Here is a 15,545-nt window from a genome sequence, read left to right as displayed (position 1 = left end):
TTTTCCGGACCTTCAACTTCTGTTTTTCAGGAGGCTTTGCATGAAACCCATTCTGGCCGCGTTGGCGGCGATCATTATTCTGTCGGGCTTGCTGGCCCCCGGGGCGCAGGCCGAGCTTTCGGTGCAGCAGCAGATCCTGCAGGATTCGCAGTTTGTCCTTGAGGAGATTATATCGGCTCCGGACGAAGGAATCCCGTCCAAACTGATGGCCAAGGCAAAAGCCATCGTCATCATGCCCACGATGGTGAAAGGCGGCTTCTTTGTCGGGGCGCGTTATGGCAGCGGTGTGGTCTCGGTGCGTGACGCCAGCACCGGCCGCTGGGGTCCGCCGGCCTTCCTCCGCACCTACGGCGGCAGCTTTGGCTTGCAGTTCGGCGCGCAGGCGGTGGACCTGGTGCTTTTGGTGATGAGCGAACGCGGTGTCAACGCCTTGCTGGACAATAAATTCACTCTGGGCGGCGACCTCGCGGTGTCGGTCGGGCCCGTCGGCCGCTACACCGAAGCCGGAACCGATCTCCGTTTTCAGGGCGAGGTGTATTCGTATTCGCGCAGCAAGGGCGCCTTCGCCGGGGTGTCGGTGAAGGGCGCGTACTTCCAGCCCAATCAGCACTCCACCCAGCAGTATTACCGCACCACCCTGTCCACCCGGCAGGTGTTGTTTTACGGCAGCCTCGCGCGCATCCCGAAATCCAGCGCCGTGTTCATGGAAAATCTGAACCGGCTCGCGCCCGCGTCTCCCAGTGTGTTGACCAAGCTCAAGCGTTCGCATCCGGTGACCACCGCCGAGCAGAAACCGAAGATGCAAGCGCAACCGAAAATCCCGGAACCCGCACCGCAGGAAATGAAAAAGAAAGTTCCGGGCAAACAGGAGCTCATCCAGAAATCGGAAGCTCCCGGGCAAACCGAGCGGCCCCTTCGACTTCCCACTCCTCAGCCGCTCTGGTGACTTCAGGCAGGCCGGGAGGGGATCACGATGCCAGCGTGATCTTCTCCCGGACTTTAGCGCTCACCAAATCCAGAGAAATCACCACCAGCGCAATCGCCAATAGCGCCGTGCCCGCCTGATTGTATTGCAGCAGGTTGATCCATTGCTGTAACAGAAAGCCGATGCCGCCGCCGCCGACAAACCCGATGATGGTGGACATGCGCACGTTGATATCCCAGCGGTAAAATCCCAGCGCCAGAAATTGCGGCACCACCTGCGGCAGCACCCCGTACAGCACCACCTGCATTGGCCGCGCCCCGGTGGCGGTGATGGCCTCCACCGGACCGGGATCGATGCTTTCGATCTGTTCCGAAAACAGTTTGCCCAGCGCCGCCGTCGAGTGCAACGCCAGGGCCAGCACCCCGGCGAACGGGCCGATGCCCACCCACACCGCCAGCAGGATGGCCATGATGAGTGGCTCGATGGCGCGCAGCACGTTGAAGCCGGTGCGCACCAGGTAATAAATCGTGGTGCCGGGCCAGTGCCGCGTCATCAGGTTGCGTGCCCCCAGAAAACTGAGCGGCAACGCGAGGATCAGGGCGAACGTGGTCGCCATCAAACCGAGGAACAGGGTCTCGACGATTTTATCGGCGGTGAGTTTCAAGGTTTCACTGATGTGCCACGCACCGGTTTCCCATTCCAGCACCACGCGCAGGAACTGGCGGTCGCCGCGCGCCGTCGGTGGCACCGTGACCGCCTTTTCGAAATGGCCGCCGGCATCGGTCGTCACCTCGCCCAACGGGTATTCCTGCTCGATGGCGTTCACCCAGTACAGCTTGCCCGTGCGCTCGGGTTGCAGATGAAAGCCCGCCACCGTCAACGTGTCGCCAATCTGTCCGCGTAGGCGCGACAGGTGCAGCGTCGGCTTCTTGTGCGCGGGCGCTGTGAGGGCCGACTCCTCCCCTGTGGTTTCCGCCACGTGGAAGCGGGCTTCCACAGTCTGCTGTTCGGTGTCGCGGGTGATGAGGTCGGGTTGCAGCAGCGCCGTCACCAGCGGCTTCACCAGGTGGAAGTCTTTGACGAGGGCGGCGGGATCGATCCCGGTCACCCGCCAGCCGTAGGCATAAACGATGAGCGCGACGAACAGGTACACGAAAAACTTCGTGCGCGTGTAGAACGGCCGGTGTGAGGACGGTGTGGGCATGGGTTTATTAAAATGAGATTAAGGAAACCACCCTCACCCAACCCGTCACTCAAAGAGTGCTCCCATCCAGGGAGAGGGAGCAGGCGGGGCCTGCGGCAAATAGGGTCCACTACGAGGGTGAACGAGGGTCTTCCAGCGAATTTTAATTACAAACTGTTGTTTCCGGGCTCAGCCCGGTCCCTTCTCCCCTGGCGGGAGAAGGCTAGGATGAGGGGGGCTTTATGGCTTTTCCTCTTATCAATTATGCAAAGCTCCTCTTACCAAGGGGCACTCACGGAGTGACGGGCTGGGTGGGGTTGCCTTTTCTGGTTTATTCCCAAAGGCAAGTAGCACCAAAACCTCCCCTCAATCCCCTCCTTGGTAAGGAGGGGAGGAAAAAATCCGTTCGCTCTACAAACGCAGACCCATCGCCGTGATCCACAACAGGCCGAGGCCGAAGATCAACACGGTGGCGTTCAGCCGCACCGACCAGCCATGCAGCGAGCGGAACTGGTTCTGCAAGGCGTCGTCCTCGCCGCCCGCCTCGCGCATCTGGTGTTTCAACCGGCGTGCCTGCGGGTTGATCACCAGTCCCGCGTAAAACGTGCACGCCGCCATCACCACGAGAAACGGCATGCGCAGTCCGCTGGCCCCATGCGGCGTGGCCAGCGCCGTCGCCGCCACCAGCACGGCGCAGGTGTAGCCGACGCCGTAGTATTTGGGAAAGATGGCGGCGATGACGTCGCCCGCCTGTTGCCGGTCCAGCACCTTGAACACCGACGGGGCGGTGAAAAACGAAAAGAAGATGACGCTGCCGAGCCAGACCACCAGCCCTAAAAGATGCAGGAATGCGAGAAAGGTATGCATGGTTGTTATGCCTTCAAAGCGTGAGCGATTTCATCGACGATGCGCCGCGCCGCATCCTGTGGGTCTTTGGCATCGCGGATGGGTCGCCCCACCACTAAATAGTCCGCACCCCGCTGGATGGCGTCGGTGGGGGTGGTGATGCGGCTCTGGTCGTCGCCCGTGACGGTGCCGTCGGCCAGACGAATGCCCGGCACCACGGTGAGCAGCGGTCCGCCGGATTGTTTCTTGATGTCCTCCACCTCTTCCCCGGAGCAGACGAATCCGGTCAAGCCGAGGTCGCGTCCCATCAATACGCGATCCATCACCAGCTCGTGCACGGTCAAGCCGTCCGAGTAGCCCCAGGCCGGATCGAGGTCGCGGCCCGTCATGCTGGTGAGCACGGTGACGCCAAGGATCTGCGTTGTGCCGCCCGCGGCCTTCAACGCCGCCTGCACCATCGCTTCGCCGCCGCCGCAATGCACGGTGAGGAACTGCACACCGTGTTCGCGCGCGGCGGTGACGGCGCGCTCCACCGTCACCGGGATGTCGTGCAGTTTGAGATCGAGGAACACGGCGGCGTCACTGTGATCGCGCACCGCCCGGATGGCATCCACTCCGGCGCGGATGAACAACTCCAGCCCCACCTTGAAGCAGCCGACGGAGTCGCCGAGTGTTTTGATGTGATCGACCGCACGATCGAGATCGGGCACGTCGAGCGCAAAGATCAGGCGGTCCTGCGGAGTTTGCGGGGTCAAGGCGATCCGTTCCGGGTTCAGGATTTATTCAAAGCGTCCAGGTTGTGCCGGGCTTCCGCCAGCATGGGATTGAGGTCCAGTGTCTTCCTGTACATCTCGATGGCCTGCTGCGGGTGACCGGTGTTCTGGTGCAGCGCGCCCATGTTGTAATACGCCGGGGCGAAGCCGGGTTGCTCCTCCACGCACCGGTTGAAATTTTTCAGAGCCTGTTCCGTTTGCCCTGTATGCGCGTAAGCCAGCCCCAGATTGTAATACCTTTGGTACGGAAAAGGGAACCCGGAAACCGCGCGCTCGAGGTAATCGATGGCCTTTTCATAATGACCCTGGTGCAGATGGATTTCGCCCAGCCGGTACATCGACGCCTCGTCGTGCGGGTTCCACTTCACCGCCTGGGTGAGCGCGGCGATAGCGGCCTCATCGTGGCCGAGTTGATGCTGCGCCCGGCCCAGCAGGGCGTGGTAATGCGCCTTCGTCGGCTCGGCCTGCGTCAACCTTTCCAGCGGCTCGATCATGCCCCGCCAGTCGTCGAGACTTTTATAGGCGGCAACCAGGTTTTTGTCCGCGTCGGTGCGCCCCGGCTGCAACTGCAAGGCGCGCATCGAGGCGCGGATGGCATCGTGATAACGGCCGAGGTTGGTGTACACCAGACCCAGGTAGTTGTGGTGATCGGCATTCGACGGCGCCTGCCGGGCGGCGGCTTCGAGCTTCGGCAGGGCTTTTTCATACTGACCTTTTTTGGCCAGCGTGACGCCCTGTTTGTAGAGTATTGCCGCAGCGTCATCGGCGTGGACGGCAGGGACGGCTATCAGCGCCAGCAAGATCACCAGCGTTCCAGCGAGCAGTCCTTTGTTGCAATTTATAAATCGCATTTTGTACCTCCGTCGGGGAGATGAATGAAGGTCCAAACCGGGTTTCTGTTTTGGGTTCTTACTTTCAAAATAAGTCCGGGCAGGCGTTTTGTAAACCCACCCCTCTACGAGGGGAGGTAGAGGGCCACGCTAGGCGTGGAACGAATTGGCTACTGCATTGAGGGCGAACGATGACCGGTGGGCGCGCTCCTCTACGAGGAGGGGAAACAGGCTATTGTCCGGAGGCCACTGCGATGGCCGGTGGGCGCGCTCCTCTACGAGGAGGGGAAACAGGCTATTGTCCGGAGGCCACTGCGATGGCCGGTGGGCGCGGACTGCGTCCGAGGCGGATGGCTATTGCATTGAGGGCGGACGGGGGTCCATGGGCGCGGACTGCGTCCGGAGGCAATAGAGTGTTTTAAAACGGATCGAGCGTGCATCAGCAGGTTCTCCTTAATAAAAGGGGGAATTGAATGATCCCTCCCCTTACCAAGGGGAGGGCTGGGTGGGGTTGCTTTTTATGGGTTATTCCCAGAGGAAGATGCTCCAAAACCTCCCCTCAATCCCCTCCTTGGTAAGGAGGGGAGGAAAAAGAAAAGCCCGTTTATACCTCCCGGCCAATTATCGAGATCCTTCGCTGGCGCTCAGGATGGCAAGTTAAGGAAAACCCCCCTGGCCCCCCTCACAAGGGGGGGACCAAACGCCCTCCCCTACAAGGGGGGTCGATCGTTCTCCAGGCATTACCGGCGGTCCCTATTTCGTAGATCATTTCGCGGTTGCGACCTCGCTCAAATGGCGCAGGATGCGCGCGGTCGCGCCCCAGATGCGATGTGGACCATACCAGTAGGCGAAATCCGAGGGCGGTTCCACTACGGCTTCGGGGCGGTAACTGTTCCACAACGCGATCAAGGGCGGTTGCAGCACTTCTTCGACTTCTTCCGGGTTGGGCGTGCAGTCGGCGAGCGTGGTTTGCAGGCTGACGAAGGGCGTGACCTCGATGCCGGAAAGCGTCTCGACCGGAGGCAGGCGGGCGATGACGTCTTCGGAGAAAATGGCGAGGTCGAGTTCCTCTTCGGTTTCGCGCAGGGCGGTGGTCAACAGGTCGCCGTCGCCGTCCTCGAACAGGCCGCCGGGGAAGCCGATTTCACCCGGGTGACTGCGCAGCGCCTTGGATCGCTTCATCATCAGCACATGCGGTACGCCGTTGTGCGGGTAGAGAATCACCAACACCGCCGCCACCCCCGGCTGCGGGGTCACCGCATCGCGCCGCACCGGGCACGCCACGCGCAGGCGCTGGCATATCGCATCCAAATCCATGAAACTCATTCCCTCTGGCAACGCACCCTCATTTCGCCCAGACCTGCTGGTATTCGTCCTCGTTGAAGCCGACGGTCACCGTGTCGCCGTTGACAGCGATGGGGCGTTTCACCAGCCGCCCGTTGCCCGCCAAAAGATCCAGCGCCTCGGCTTCGGTGATCGTTTTCACCCGGTCTTTCATGTTGAGTTCCTTGTACTGAACGCCGCTGGTGTTGAACAGTTTTTTCAGGCCGTAACGGGCGATGGCCTGTTTGAGCACTTTTTTGGGCGGCGGCGTTTCGGTGATGTCGATCGACTGGTAGGCGACGCCTTGGTCGTCCAGAAACTTCTGCGCCTTGCGGCAGGTGCCGCATTTGTTGTAGCCGTAAAACTTCATGTCTGAATTCCCTCCTTATGGTTGCCGAACTAAATTATTCTTCCTCGCCTTGCCATGGCCACTTTCACGGAGTGACGGGTAAGACAAAAACCACTCCTCCCCTTTTCAAGGGGAGCTTTGCATAACTGAACTGATAAGAGGAAAAGTCATAAAGCCCCCTCATCCTAGCCTTCTCCCACCAGGGGAGAAGGTACTTTCAACACCCCCTCTCCCTTGATGGGAGAGGGCTGGGGTGAGGGTGAACGATGATTTCCCTTTTCTCTAATAAACAATAAAAACATGGATTCTTTAAGGAATGGTTGCTTCATTACCTCCCCTCAGTCCCCTCCTTGGAAAGGAGGGGAGGACAAGAAGAACCCGAACACTTGCGTAGTGGTTCACCGATCGCTCCTTGTATAACGGTTAGGGAGGAAATGAAACGTATCGGGAACGGGCAAGCAGACCATCGTTCGCCCTCAAAGCATTACCCAGTTGCTTCCCCTCGCAGAGGGGGTGGCCCTTCAACGAATGCAATAGTCCCCTGCCATTTATAGCACGATCGCACTTTATCGGAATGGCAAACCCGGCAGCCGGGAACGGGCCGCACCGGTGGTCCCGGTTCAAACGTAAACCACAATATATGGGGCCCTTATAGCAATATCGCCACCAAGGATAGTATATTTTGCTTTACATCCCCAAGACCGTGGTATAATGTGGCGTGATGCTCGGACGCCGCAAAAGTGCTTTATAAAATAGAGGTTTACGCCAAGCCATGATACTCAAGCAACTCGAACTTTCCGGATTCAAATCCTTCGCCGACGCCACCCACCTCGATTTCACCCGCGGTTTCACCGCCGTGGTCGGACCCAACGGCTGCGGCAAGAGCAACGTGTCCGACGCCATCCGCTGGGTCATCGGCGAACAGAGTTCGAAGCATCTGCGCGGCAGCCGCATCGCCGACCTCATTTTCAACGGCAGCGCCAGCCGCAAACCGGTGCACCGCGCCGAGGTTTCCATGACCTTGTCGGACGTGCCGCCGGGGTTGCGCATCGCCAACATCCCCAACCTGTCGGAAGAGATCAAGGTCACGCGCTGTTACCACCGCTCCGGCGAGAGCGAATTTTACATCAACCAAGTACCCTGCCGTCTGAAAGACATCACCGACCTGTTTCTCGACATTGGCATCAGCCCCAAGGTGCTGACCGTCATCGAGCAGGGCAACATCCAGGACATCGTCACCTCCAAACCCGACGACCGCCGCATGTGGATCGAGGAAGCCGCCGGGGTGCTCAAATTCAAGGCGCGCAAACACGAAGCCCTGCGCAAGCTGGACGCCGCCGGGCAGAACCTCGACCGCATCTCCGACATCGTGCAGGAGTTGTCCAGGCAGGTGGAATCGTTGAAACGCCAGGCGGCCAAGGCGGAACGCTACAAGCAGTACCAGTCGGAGATCAAGGAGCTCAGCCTCAACCTGTTCAGCCGCAAGATCCGTCGCGCCGAGAAAGAGCTGGCGGAGATCGAACAGCGCCACCAGGCGCGCAGCGAACAGAAGGTGGAATGGAACGCGCAGGCTTCGACGCTGGAGACCGATGTCGAGCAGTTGAAGTTCGAGATCGACGAGATGGCGACGGCGCTCAACCAGAAAAAAGAAGCGGTGCACCGCCTCAACACGGCGATCGGCAAGAACGAGCACAACATCGAATTGAAGAACGGCGAAATGCAGCGCGCCCGTCAGGACATCGAGTCGGCCATCGGCGAGGTCGAGAGCATGGCCGCTGAAATCGAACAGAACGAAGCGCAGTGCGCGGCGCAGAAAATCGAACAGGAGCGCCTCACCGCCGAGGTGGCAGACCGGCAGCAGGCTCGCGAGACCTTGCAGCAACAATACGATCACACCCGCAACCGGCTCAACGAACTCGATGGCGAGGTCAGGCAGCTTGACCGCCAGATTATGGAGCGCGTGCATCACATCTCGCGTCAGAAAAACGAACTCACCGCGCTGACGACGCGCCGTCAGGGCTTGAACGACCGCGACCAGCGTCTCGCGAACGAGCAGAACGAGGTGACGCAGCAGTTGGCGACGCTCACCGCCTCCCTGCAGGAAGCCGAAACGCAGTACCGCGACAAGGCGGAAGTGTTCGAACGCCTGCAGCAGGAACAGGAGCAGCTCACGCAGCAGGCCGCCGGATTGAAGCAACGCCTCGAAGCGCAGGAAGAAGCCGCCGCCGCGGCGCGCGAACGCTATCTCGCGCAGAACTCGCTGTTGCAGTCGTTGCAGGAGTTGCGCCGCAAGTTCGAAGGCTTTGGCGACGGCGTGCGCGCCCTCATGGCCAACGGCGCCGGCAACCACGTGCAGGGACTGCGCGAGGTGCTGGTCGATGTGGTGCAGGCTCCGGCAGAGTTCGAAGCCGCCGTCGAAGCCGTCATGGGCGAGAAGTTGCAGAGCATGATCGTCGATTCCTACAACGATTCGGTCGAGGCCATCCGCTACCTCGACGACAACAAATCCGGTCGCGGCAGTTTCATTCCGCTCCGTCCCAAATCCACGACGCGCCCGCCGCTCTATATGAATGGCAACCAGGGCGTCATCGGCCGCCTGTCCGACCTCATCCAGACGCGCGAGGAATACCGTCCCATTCTCGATCACCTGTTGGGTCACGTGGTGCTGGTGCGCGACCTGGAAACGGCGCTGCACCTGCATGGCCAGACCGAATTTCAGGGCAGCGTGGTGACGCTGAAAGGCGAGGTCATCGACGACGAAGGCCTGGTCACCGGCGGCGCGCAGGGTGAAAACGATGCGGGCCTGTTGTCGCGCAACCGCGAGATGGAGGAGTTGTCCGGCAGCGTCGCCGAACTCAAGCAGCAGATGGACGCGTTGCAGTCGGAGGCCGAGCGCATGGAAACGGAACTCACCGAACTGGAAGCGCGGGTGCAGGCGGGAAGCAAGGCCGTGCACGCGGCGGACATCGAACGCGCGCACCGTTACAACGAATTCGAGCAGATGAAAAAGGAACAGACCCGCCTCGAACAGAAGCGGGCGACGGTCGATCACGAACGCACCACCGGCCGGCAGCAGTTGGAAGAACTGGGCCGCGAGCAGCAGACGTTGACCGGGACGGTGACGGCGGCGGAAGCCGAGCAACAGCAGGCGGAAACCCTGCGCGACCAGCAGAGCCGCGAACTCGCCGTGCAACGCGAAGAGCTGGACCGGCAGGGGCAGGAGAGCAATCAGCTCAACGTGCTGCTCACCTCACTCAAAGGCAAAGCGGAAAACCTGACGCTGGAGATCAAACGTCTCGGCCAGCAACGCGAAAACCTCGCCGAACGCATTGCCAGGCGGCAGGAAGACAGCCGTTCCAACACCACGAAAATCGCCGAGTGCGAGCAGGCCATCGCCGGCTACGAGCAGGCGATCATGGAACAGGTGCGCGAAAAAGACGAACTCAGTCAGGCCATCGTTCACGAGGAAGAAGCGTTGAACGAAAAGGAAGACACCCTCGATGGACACGAAAAACAGGCGCGCGAACTGGTCAAGCACATTCAGGAAATCACCGAAGAGATTTCGCAGATCGAACTGAAACGTTCCGAGACGCGCATCCAGATCGCCCACATCGAGGAAAAAGTGTGGGAGGACTTCCACGTGTCGGTCGATGAGATGAAGAGCCGCGAGGAGACGGACATCGACGAAGACGCGGTGGCGGAAGAGCTGGCGGGCCTCAAGGACAAGGTCGCCAAGATGGGCGAAGTGAATCTCGCCGCGCTGTCGGATTTTCAGAAAGCCAACGAACGCTTCCTGTTTTTGCAGAAGCAGGAGGACGACCTGGCGCAATCGATTCTCGGTCTGCACCAGACGATCGAGAAGATCGACGAGACCACCAAGCAGTTGTTCGCCGAAACCTTCGAGCTGGTGAACGAACGCTTCAAGGCCAACTTCGAGCGCTTGTTCTCCGGCGGTCGCGCCGAACTCATTCTGCTCGATCCGAGCGAGCCGCTGGAATCCGGCATCGACATCAAGGCCAGCCCTCCCGGCAAAACCATGCAGAACATCCAACTGCTCTCCGGCGGCGAAAAAGCCATGACCGCCATCTCGCTGTTGTTCGCCATCCTGCAGGTGCGGCCCAGCCCGTTCTGCCTGCTCGACGAGGTGGACGCGCCGCTCGACGAAGCCAACGTCATCCGCTTTCAGGACATGCTGCGCGAGATGTCGGAGAAGACGCAGTTCATCATCATCACCCACAACCAGAAGACCATGAGCTTCGCCGACACCCTGTACGGCGTCACCATGGAAGAACGCGGCGCCAGCAAAGTCGTCTCCGTCCACCTGAACAACTAAAATCCGCCATTATGCTTCCCCGTCGCCTGCGGCTCCTCAGGAAACAGCCTGAAGGAAAAAGCCCCCCAGCCCCCTTCGGAGAAGGGGGAGCCGATGCGCCTCCTTTCTGTGAGTTTAATTCTAAGTGAGATCCTCGTTCGTTCGGAGGCATTACCCCATTGTCGTCGAGGTGCCCTGGTCCATCCACACCTGGAAACGCATTCTATTTTCCCCTCCTTACCAAGGAGGGGATTGAGGGGAGGTTTTGAAGCCTCTTTCTTATCAGTTCGCACCTGTCAACAACCACCTGCTTTAAGCAGCTTCCCCATTTTCCTCAGGCATGGCCTGTTCCCTCCAGGAGTGGCCTGGGGTATAATGCCCTCACCGCAAATTTTTTCTTTGGGCAAGACGGCATCATGGCGGAAGCGAAAGACATCGACGACAGCCTTGAGTTCCTGCGCTTCTTCGAGAGGTACACGGAGAAGGAAGACCTGTTGCAGGTCATTCAGCACCGGCTGGAAAAAGACCCGACACGGCTCGACCTCACCCGGCAGGTGATGAGCGAAAGCGATTTCAAAATGCTTTCCGAACTGCAACCGCTGGCGCGCATCGTGTACCTCAACCTCAGCGAAACCGGACTCAAGACCGGCGGCATCCAGCAGTTGTGCACCTCGCCTAATCTGGGCCAGTTGCAGACACTGGAGCTGGCCAACAACAACGTCGATGACGACGGCCTGTTTTTCCTGTCGCGCATTTCCCTGTTCGAAAATCTGAAGACGCTGAATCTCGCCAGCAACGAGATCGGGCCGGTGGGCGCGAAGGCGTTGTCGGCGAGCAAGACGCTGGCCAACCTGGAAACGCTCGACCTTTCCTACAACCGCATCACGCCGCTGGGCATCAAGGCGCTGACCAACTCGGAATTGGGACGCCGTCTGCGTTGCCTGAAGCTGGCGGACATCGGTCTGGGCGATGACGGCGCCGAGCAGTTGTCGAAGTGCCAGCAGTTGGAAGGGCTGGAGACGCTTGACCTGTCCGACAACAACCTGACGGACCGCGGCATGGAATACTTCGCCCGCGCCAACGTGTTCCCCAATCTCAAGACGCTCATCCTCAGCAACAACCCCATCGGCGACGACGGCGTGTATGCGCTGGTCGATTCGGGCCTGTTCGAACACATCGAAGAATTGCAGTTGCGCTGCACCGGGCTGACGGCGGACAGCGCCATCACGCTGGGCCAGTCGGCGCACTTCAAAAACATCCGCCGCCTCAACCTCAACAACAACGACATCCGCGCCGACGGCACCGAGGCCCTGGTTGCATCCGAAAACGTGAAACACCTGGAAGCGATCGATTTGGGTGAGAACCAGTTGAACGCGGAAGGCGCGATCGCGCTGGCGGAAAGCCCGAACGTGACGAGCCTGAAGGAGCTGCGCCTCAACAACAACAACATCGCCGACGAAGGGGTGATCGCGCTGGCGCAGTCGGTGCACCTGGCCGGGTTGGAAGAACTGTATCTCGAACAGGACAACTGGATCCGCCCGCGCGGGGCCAAGGCCATCGCCGAGTCCACCACCTTCGCCAACCTGCGCGTGCTGGTTTTGGGGTTGAACGTGATCGGCGACGAAGGCGCGCGCTATCTGGCCGAATCCACCATGCTCAAAAGCCTCACCTTCCTCAACGTCATCGGCAACAAGCTCAGCAACGCCGGCGAAGACACCCTCCGTTATTCCGAAACGCTCAAACTCAAACAACTGGAACTGGTCTGACCGCGCCAGGCGCGGAGAGAACGTGCTACTGCTCAAGTGGTAACTGCGATGATCTGTGGGCGCAGACTGTGTCTGAAGAAGAGAGCTAATGCTTTGTGGGCGAACGATGGTTTGGGAGTGTGTTCCAAATCAAAAGCCCTTTCCGGTTGAACTGGTCTGACCGCGCCAGGCGCGGAGCGAACAGGCAACGCCTGAGGCAATAGGGGTACGCCTACAAGGTGGGTTCCAATTATGAAAAGAGAGGCGCATCGGCTTCCCCTTTGCAGGAGGGAACCCATTTTCTCTCCCAATGAAAATCAGCGTCCGTGCCTGTCCTGGTAATAGGAGCTGTAGGTGGGGCTGTAGATGAAGGTGGCGAGGATCGACAGGTTGTCGCGGTCGATGGTGACGGGGAAGGGGTAGTACGGCGCGGCGCCCTTGACGGCGTTCACCGCCGCCTCGTCGAGCAGGTTCGATCCCGACGCATCGACCAGCAGCACTTCCAGCAAGCGTCCGTCCCGCGCAATGCGAAAGCGCAGCGACAGGCGGCCATTGACGCCGTGGCGCGCCGCTTCTTCCGGATACGTCCACACGCGTTCGATCTGGCGCTTGATGCGCTGGAAGTAGGAGGCGTACTTGGTCTCCTTCGTGTTCAGCGAAATCACTTCCTCATCGTCCACGTTTTCCGATTCCAGCGAATCGGTTTCGATGGACGCGTATTTCTCCGGATCGAATCCGTCCAAAAGCGCCAGCGTGCTTTCCGAATATTTTTTCGCCACCTCTTTCTTCGGCGCGGTTTCCGTTTGCGGTTTGACGAAGCCGGTCCTGGCTTCCTGATACATCTCGCGCGGCGCTTTCGGTGGTGGGATCAGAAACTCCTTGTCCAGCACCAGTTCCTGTTTGGGCTGCGGCATGGTTTCCGGTTTCGGTTTGGGAATCAGCGTTTTTTTGCTGGCGTACTGTTTATCTTTTTTTTGTTCGATGTTCGACTTCGCCTTGCTGTTGGCGTTGGAGATCAATTCCGACTCGGTGGGCGGCTCGATCTTTTTCGGTTCCACCGTTTCGACGAAGGTCGGCGGTGCCTGCGGTTCGGGTTTCGGTTGTTCGGGAACGAACTTCACCTTGATCGGCGGTTTGTGCGGCGCCTCCGGCGGACCCGGCGGGATCAACTGGTACGCAGTGAGCGCCGCCAGATGCAGGCCGAGCGACAGCACCACGAACTGTTTGATCTTCGGTGGAGGTTTGATGGGGAATCGCATGTTGTGCCTTGGATGAAAAATATTTTTAGTGACCGCTTTAAAAAAACAAAACATAGATTCTTCGTCGCCTCCCTTGCAGGGAGTGGCAACTGGCTGATGGCCTACAGGGTAAACGATGGCCCGAGGGCGTGTTCCGATACCACTTGTTGCTTCCGGGCGTGGCCCGGCTCCTCAGAATGACAGCGGGCGTGGCCCGCAGCAAACGAGTCTAAAAACCATCGTTCACCGGATCGGCTCGGTCTCCGTTGGTTCCCGGCTCAGCCGGGTCATTCTGAGCGTCAGCGAAGAATCTAGGGGTTCATTTTTACTCGCAAACAAAAATTCTTCAAATAATGGAACCCGGTACTGAGACCCGAAAGGCGGCCCGAAGGGCCGTTTCCGGGACGCGTGGCGTCCTTAAAAGCTTAAATCAATCAATGCTTTATGGCAATCCCAAAAGCGTTGGCCCTTATTTGACGGAGACTTGGAAGCGGGCGGTTTTTTCCCGGTACCATTGATACGCCCGGGGCACCAGCTGCGTGTGCAGGTTGGGCGTGTCGTAACGGCCGTCGGCATCGAAGGGCACATACGGCATTTCCAGGGTGCGGTAGAGTTGATTCAGGTACGCCGGAAAGTCCGCATACATGGCGATGCGTTGCTGCAACGCGGGCATGGCTTCCTGTTTGAATTTCAGCAACTCGCGTCCAAACGGATGCACCGCCGCCAGTCCGTTTTCGCCTTCCTGCTGCACCGCGTAGTGGGTCAGCGATTCGAAATCTTCCCAGTCTTCCAGTGCATCGACGTCGGAGACGTACGCCGGGTCGTCGTGAAACTTGGCGATGAAGGGCGTGTCGAGAAAGATGGACGTGCCCTTGTTGAAATTCTTGAGGTGCATGCCGAACTTGTACTGGTCGTTCATGCGGTAGGTTTTGAGATCCGAATCGAAGTTGCGGAAGTGCGACGCCAGCACCGGTAAGAGACGCAGCATGCGTGTCGGCGAGGTGAGCACCTTGTTGATGCCTGCGTTCAGGATTTTGCCGTCCTTGCGCGTTTCGTGCAGCAGCTCGATGATGTCTTCCTCGATGGCGGCGAGGTTGATCGGGTACACGTTCGGTTCCTTGACGTCGTGCAGGCGTCCGGCTTTTTCGTCGATGACGCGGTAGTGGTAATTGCGCTGCACGAACTCGCTGGCCGGTTCCTCCTTGAAACGCGGAAACATGTCCTGCCTGGAGTTGAGCCACAGGATCAGGCTGTGCGTTTTGAGATCCTTGTCTTTCAGCACGCGCTCGAGGTCGTACAAAAAGGGCAGGTCGCCCGGCTGGAACAACACCAGTTCGTTCGGCGCCAACGCCAGCGCGTTGCGTCCCAGCACCAGTGTGTTGATGAGCACCAGGTGATCCGGGTCCTCGTGCACGAACTGAACCGTTTTGCCGCCCCGCCCGACCACATCGAGGAACGCATCGAGCACGATCTTGACTTCCTGCGAGCCGACCACAACGATCTCCTTGAGGTCGGAGACGAGGAGGTTGCCCAGCGCGTAACACATGAGCGGGATGCCATGAATGGGGAACAGGAATTTCAGGCGGTCGATCTCGTCATCGCGGGCGCGCAGGATGAGGTGGCTGATGCCTTTCTTGCCCTGAGCGATTTCGCGGCGCGCTTTCTCGATGGCTTCCTTGTCGGCGAGCTTGCGCGACTCGTAGGCGTTGTGACTGAAACTGACGATGCACTTTTCAATGGTCGGTTTGTTCATGGACTCAAACAATGTGGAAGCCGCAGCCCGTTTGCGGCCGCACCGGGGCCGCGGAAAGGGTACGTCGATTCAAAATAATGGTTTGATTTTAAAGGTTTAATTATACACAACCCGGTTGCCGTTCCCAATCTCAATCCCAGGGATTTTTGTGTCGGCCGGGGGCGGGGCGGGCCGGTTTTTAAAAAAAACTTGACCTTTTAGGGAGCGAGGCGGCCGTACCACGCGGCTTCGGGTAAATGGGCTTGATTTATCTGAATTTTTAATCATA

At 59.4% G+C, this 15,545-nt stretch carries 11 protein-coding genes; 3 read left to right on the top strand and 8 right to left on the bottom strand.

What is annotated here, in order from left to right; all coding sequences use genetic code 11:
- Window positions 1-40 precede the first annotated feature (40 nt).
- A complete protein-coding gene (locus QML71_RS13710; protein ID WP_282012493.1) occupies window positions 41-946 on the top strand; it encodes a lipid-binding SYLF domain-containing protein in 906 nt (301 codons plus the stop codon).
- A 22-nt stretch (window positions 947-968) separates the two neighbouring features.
- Here QML71_RS13710 and phnE read toward each other — a convergent pair whose 3' ends face one another.
- The 6 genes from phnE to QML71_RS13680 all read right to left on the bottom strand — a co-directional run bounded on the left by phnE (window position 969) and on the right by QML71_RS13680 (window position 6,250).
- Complete coding sequence (phnE, locus tag QML71_RS13705; protein ID WP_282012492.1) at window positions 969-2,129, bottom strand: phosphonate ABC transporter, permease protein PhnE; 1,161 nt, start codon at window positions 2,127-2,129, stop codon at window positions 969-971.
- A gap of 390 nt (window positions 2,130-2,519) precedes the next feature.
- Window positions 2,520-2,975 (bottom strand): DUF4149 domain-containing protein, encoded by a 456-nt coding sequence (locus QML71_RS13700; RefSeq protein WP_282012491.1) that lies wholly within the window; start codon window positions 2,973-2,975, stop codon window positions 2,520-2,522.
- Window positions 2,976-2,980: 5 nt separating this feature from the next.
- Entirely contained in the window at window positions 2,981-3,709 is a 729-nt protein-coding gene (gene pyrF, locus QML71_RS13695) for an orotidine-5'-phosphate decarboxylase (RefSeq protein ID WP_282012490.1), read from the bottom strand.
- Between the two features lie 17 nt (window positions 3,710-3,726).
- On the bottom strand, window positions 3,727-4,578 hold the full coding sequence (locus tag QML71_RS13690; protein WP_282012489.1) for a tetratricopeptide repeat protein: 852 nt from the start codon (window positions 4,576-4,578) through the stop codon (window positions 3,727-3,729).
- A 744-nt stretch (window positions 4,579-5,322) separates the two neighbouring features.
- Window positions 5,323-5,874, bottom strand: coding sequence for an NUDIX hydrolase (locus QML71_RS13685; RefSeq protein WP_282012488.1), 552 nt, complete (start codon window positions 5,872-5,874; stop codon window positions 5,323-5,325).
- 28 nt (window positions 5,875-5,902) lie between these two features.
- A complete protein-coding gene (locus QML71_RS13680; protein WP_282012487.1) occupies window positions 5,903-6,250 on the bottom strand; it encodes an arsenate reductase family protein in 348 nt (115 codons plus the stop codon).
- Window positions 6,251-7,001: 751 nt separating this feature from the next.
- On the opposite strand from QML71_RS13680, the gene smc reads away from it, so the two are divergent.
- Window positions 7,002-10,562, top strand: coding sequence for a chromosome segregation protein SMC (gene smc / locus QML71_RS13675; RefSeq protein ID WP_282012486.1), 3,561 nt, complete (start codon window positions 7,002-7,004; stop codon window positions 10,560-10,562).
- A 395-nt stretch (window positions 10,563-10,957) separates the two neighbouring features.
- Window positions 10,958-12,307, top strand: a complete 1,350-nt coding sequence (locus QML71_RS13670) for a leucine-rich repeat domain-containing protein (RefSeq protein ID WP_282012485.1) — start codon at window positions 10,958-10,960, stop codon at window positions 12,305-12,307.
- Between the two features lie 296 nt (window positions 12,308-12,603).
- Here the strand turns inward: QML71_RS13670 and QML71_RS13665 are convergent, their stop codons facing one another.
- Together QML71_RS13665 and QML71_RS13660 are read right to left on the bottom strand one after the other, a co-directional pair.
- The gene (locus tag QML71_RS13665; RefSeq protein ID WP_282012484.1) at window positions 12,604-13,545 is read right to left on the bottom strand and encodes a TonB family protein; all 942 of its coding nucleotides are present in this window, start codon (window positions 13,543-13,545) and stop codon (window positions 12,604-12,606) included.
- A gap of 448 nt (window positions 13,546-13,993) precedes the next feature.
- On the bottom strand, window positions 13,994-15,277 hold the full coding sequence (locus QML71_RS13660) for a glycosyltransferase family protein (RefSeq protein ID WP_282012483.1): 1,284 nt from the start codon (window positions 15,275-15,277) through the stop codon (window positions 13,994-13,996).
- Window positions 15,278-15,545 lie beyond the last annotated feature (268 nt).

The sequence above is a fragment of the Nitrospina watsonii genome (assembly GCF_946900835.1).
GTDB lineage: Bacteria > Nitrospinota > Nitrospinia > Nitrospinales > Nitrospinaceae > Nitrospina > Nitrospina watsonii.
Note: the sequence above shows the minus strand (reverse complement) of the source record. Positions and strands in the feature narration are given on the sequence as shown.

Excerpts from the sequence above, each read along its gene's own strand:
- QML71_RS13710 (WP_282012493.1), top strand. The coding sequence starts at position 41 with ATGAAACCCATTCTGGCCGCGTTGGCGGCGATCATTATTCTGTCGGGC.
- phnE (WP_282012492.1), bottom strand. The coding sequence starts at position 2,129 with ATGCCCACACCGTCCTCACACCGGCCGTTCTACACGCGCACGAAGTTT.
- QML71_RS13700 (WP_282012491.1), bottom strand. The coding sequence starts at position 2,975 with ATGCATACCTTTCTCGCATTCCTGCATCTTTTAGGGCTGGTGGTCTGG.
- QML71_RS13690 (WP_282012489.1), bottom strand. The coding sequence starts at position 4,578 with ATGCGATTTATAAATTGCAACAAAGGACTGCTCGCTGGAACGCTGGTG.
- QML71_RS13685 (WP_282012488.1), bottom strand. The coding sequence starts at position 5,874 with ATGGATTTGGATGCGATATGCCAGCGCCTGCGCGTGGCGTGCCCGGTG.
- QML71_RS13680 (WP_282012487.1), bottom strand. The coding sequence starts at position 6,250 with ATGAAGTTTTACGGCTACAACAAATGCGGCACCTGCCGCAAGGCGCAG.
- smc (WP_282012486.1), top strand. The coding sequence starts at position 7,002 with ATGATACTCAAGCAACTCGAACTTTCCGGATTCAAATCCTTCGCCGAC.
- QML71_RS13670 (WP_282012485.1), top strand. The coding sequence starts at position 10,958 with ATGGCGGAAGCGAAAGACATCGACGACAGCCTTGAGTTCCTGCGCTTC.
- QML71_RS13665 (WP_282012484.1), bottom strand. The coding sequence starts at position 13,545 with ATGCGATTCCCCATCAAACCTCCACCGAAGATCAAACAGTTCGTGGTG.
- QML71_RS13660 (WP_282012483.1), bottom strand. The coding sequence starts at position 15,277 with ATGAACAAACCGACCATTGAAAAGTGCATCGTCAGTTTCAGTCACAAC.